The 3,383-nt window shown below is 70.0% G+C and carries 3 protein-coding genes; all 3 read right to left on the reverse strand.

What is annotated here, in order from left to right; all coding sequences use genetic code 11:
* Positions 1–103: 103 nt before the first annotated feature.
* The gene (locus tag AB0J58_RS44395) at positions 104–256 is read right to left on the reverse strand and encodes a hypothetical protein (RefSeq protein WP_364227751.1); all 153 of its coding nucleotides are present in this window, start codon (positions 254–256) and stop codon (positions 104–106) included.
* 461 nt (positions 257–717) lie between these two features.
* Positions 718–873: a hypothetical protein gene (locus tag AB0J58_RS44400; RefSeq protein WP_364227754.1), complete on the reverse strand. Its 156-nt coding sequence runs from the start codon at positions 871–873 to the stop codon at positions 718–720.
* A 114-nt stretch (positions 874–987) separates the two neighbouring features.
* Positions 988–3,159 carry a peptidase domain-containing ABC transporter gene (locus AB0J58_RS44405; protein WP_364227757.1) on the reverse strand — a complete coding sequence of 724 codons (2,172 nt, stop codon included), beginning with the start codon at positions 3,157–3,159 and terminating at the stop codon, positions 988–990.
* Positions 3,160–3,383: the final 224 nt, after the last annotated feature.

Below are 3,383 nucleotides of genomic sequence, written 5' to 3' on the forward strand. Positions count from 1 at the left end.
GCGAAGATCGACATCCGGGAGCAGCAGGTCGCCGCCCAACGCCGCGGCCCGCCGCCCCACACGAGGAACGGCGGCGACGGCCGGCTACGCAAGCGAATGCCCGTTAGTCCGGGTAGCAGACGCCCGGCGGGTCGAAGTACTCCGCCGTGGTGATCACGGGCCGCTGGCCGCCGTTGAGGCTGCTCAGCGCGCTTTCGTCCAGCTCCATGCCGGCCGGGGTGATGTCACCCAGTTCGGTACGCGGTGTCGCGCTCATGGAACGTTCCTCCTTTCGTGGTGCGAAACCATCTCGCGGCCAATGCTGCTGACCCTGCCTTGTGAGCCGTTTGAAATGACTTGTGGGCGCTTGTGGCACAGGTGTTGCCGGCAGGAGTCGTTGATCAAGTGGTCTGTATTCGAGCCCATCGTCCAGGTGGTGGTCACTCGGAGTGGTCGTTGGGGGCGTAGCGGTTGACAGCTCGCCGACGGCGAGATCGGCGAAGCCCTGGAGGTGCTGTGGGGCAGGGCGGCGGTCAACACCTGGAACGCGCGCCGCGCTTTGGCACTGTCGTGGCCGGCGTGGTGCTCGGCATGTGAGTCGCGGTCGCGGGTGAGTACGAGGACATGCGGGGGTGACACGGTTCTTCACGCAGAGCGGGCCCGCGCGCGGGGCGGCGGGCCCGCCGGTGAAACCAGGCCGTCGCCGCCGCCCCACAGGGGAACGGCGGCGACAGCCGGCTACGCGTCCGGGCAGCAGATGCCCGGCGGGTCGAAGTACTCACCCGTGGTGATCACGGGCTGCTGGCCGCCGTTGAGGCTGCTCAGCGCGCTCTCGTCCAGCTCCATGCCGGCCGGGGTGATGTCACCCAGTTCGGTACGCGGTGTCGCGTTCATGGAACGTTCCTCCTTTCGTTGCGAGAAACCATCTCGCGGCCAATGCTGCTGATCTTGGCTTGGGAGCCACTTGAAGCGACTTGTGAGCACTTGCGGCATGGTCTTCGCGGTGGCTCATCCGTGGTGCGCCGGGAGCTGAGCCCGGATGAGGCTCGCGTACAGGCCGCCCGCGCCGATCAGCGTCTCGTGCACGCCGCGCTCGACGATCCGGCCGCGGTCGAGCACCAGGATCAGATCGGCGTCCCTGATCGTGCTCAGCCGGTGGGCGATCACGATCCGGGTCTGCGGCAGGGTGTCGAGGTTCGAGCTCAGCGCCGCCTCGGTGTCGGTGTCGAGGTGGCTGGTGGCCTCGTCCAGCAGCAGGATCTCCGGCCGGCTCAGGATCGCCCTGGCCAGGGCGATGCGCTGGCGCTGGCCGCCGGACAGGCCCCCGCCCTCGGTGAGCAGGGTGTGGTACCCCATGGGCATGGTGGCGATGTCGTCGTGGACGCAGGCCAGCCGGGCCGCCTCCTCCACTTCGGGCGGTGTCGCGTCGGGATCGCCCAGCGCGATGTTGTCCGCGATCGAGCCGGTGAACAGGGCGGGCTCCTGTGTGACCACCCCGAAACGGCGCCGCAGCCATCGCGGATCCAGGCTGGACACCGGGGTTCCGTCGTAGCGGATCTCGCCCTCGACCGGTGGGAACAGTCCCAGCAGGAGCCGTGCGAGAGTGGTCTTGCCGGACCCGGACCTGCCGACCAGCGCGACCTTCTGCCCGGGAGAGATGTGCAGGTCGATCCCGCGGACGATCCATGGGCTCTCCGGCGCGTACCGGAAGCCGACCCCGCTCAGTTCGACCCCGCTCGGCCCATCTCCCTTCGGCTCGGCGACCATCGGTTCGGCCCGGCTCTGCTCGGTTCCGCCGGTGGTCTCAGGGGCGGTGTCCCAGATGTCGGCGAGCCGTTCCGCCTGGGCGCGGGCGGTCTGAAGGCCCCGCAGGCTGACGGTCAGCGAGGCCATCGGCGCCAGGGCGGCGGCGGCAAGGGCCAGCACGCCGAGCATCGCGCCCGGGGTGAGCCGATCGTCCACCACCTGCCACGCGCCGGCCCACAGCAGCGCCAGCGGGGCGGCGAACCGCAGCGCGGCCAGCACGTTGTCCTGCATGCCCTGGGCGAAGGAGCTGCGCCGCGCTCGCTGGGTCTGGATGTTCAGCAGGCGCGTCCAGCGGTCCAGCACCTGGGACTCCGCGCCGGACGACTTGATCGTCTCAATGCCCTTGACGGACTCGATGAGTTGTCCCTGGGCGTCGTTGCGCGCCTCCTGCTCGCGGTGGACCAGGTCGCGGATTCGCTGCCGGGTGAGGAGGAGCACGAGGAACTGGGCCGCCGCCATGACGGCGAGCACCCCGCCGAGCAGGGGCGACCGTACGGTGATCACGATCAGGTAGAAGACGGCGAGGGGCGCGTCGAGCAGCGCCGACAACACCTGCCCGGTGAGAATGTCGCGGAGCAGCCCGGCCCCGGCGATCCGCGCGACCAGGTCGGCGGAACCCCGGTGGGCGAAGAAGCGGAACGGCAGGGCGAGCAGCCGCCTGGCCAGATCGTCGAGGAGAGTGGTGTCGGCCCGGGCCCGCAGCACGACCAGCGCCCAGGCTCGCAGGCCTCCTGCCGCGAGATGGGCGAGCGCCGCCGTGGCCGCGGCCAGGCCGAGCAGGAGCAGCAGGTCGATCTCGCCGCGTCCCAGCACGCTGTCCACGACGCTTTCTGTGGCGGCGGGCAGCACGAACCCGAGCGCCTGCAGGAAGAGGCTGAGCAGCACCAGGGTGGCCAGGATGCCCCGATGGTTCAGCACACTGAACCGGATGTAGCGCGACCACCAGGAACGCCGCGCACCGAAGCGTCCCCGTTGAAAGTCCGGGCCGGGGGCGAAGGTGAAGGCCACGCCGCTGTAGTCGCGGGTGAACTCCTCCCGGGTGAGCCGGATCCGGCCGGCCGCCGGGTCGACGATCGTGATCGTCTCCTCGGCGACCCGCTCGACCACCACGAAGTGCCGGGTCTTCCAGTGGGCGATGGCCGGCAGGGGGAGCGTGGACACCTGCGCTGCGGGCAGGGAGAACGCGCGGGTGGTCAGTTCGCGTGCCCGCGCGACGCGTACCAGGGTGAGCGCGCTGACGCCGTCCCGGCCTATGCCCATCTCCCTGGCGAGGGCGGACACGTCGGTGTGGTGCCCGTGCGCGCCGAGGACCATCGCGAGGCAGGCCGCCCCGCATTCGACCGTGCTGTGTTGAAGGATGACTGGAACTCGCATGGAGCGGAAGTCTCCGCCAACCCGGTTGTGAGCGGCTGGTTGTACTGCCAAGCAGGTTGGTGACGTCGCTTGGCACGAGTTGAACCGGCCGGTCGCGAGGCCGGGCTGTCCGGTGGCGTCAAGAAATCTGGGCGGGCAGGTAGAAATCCGGTTCGCGGCTCCGATCCTCTCCTGAGCGGGCCCCATCGGGGGCCGCAGGAACAGGAGCGAAGCGACATGACCAA

The sequence above is a fragment of the Streptosporangium sp. NPDC049644 genome (genome assembly GCF_040675205.1).
GTDB classification, from domain to species: domain Bacteria; phylum Actinomycetota; class Actinomycetes; order Streptosporangiales; family Streptosporangiaceae; genus Streptosporangium; species Streptosporangium fukuiense.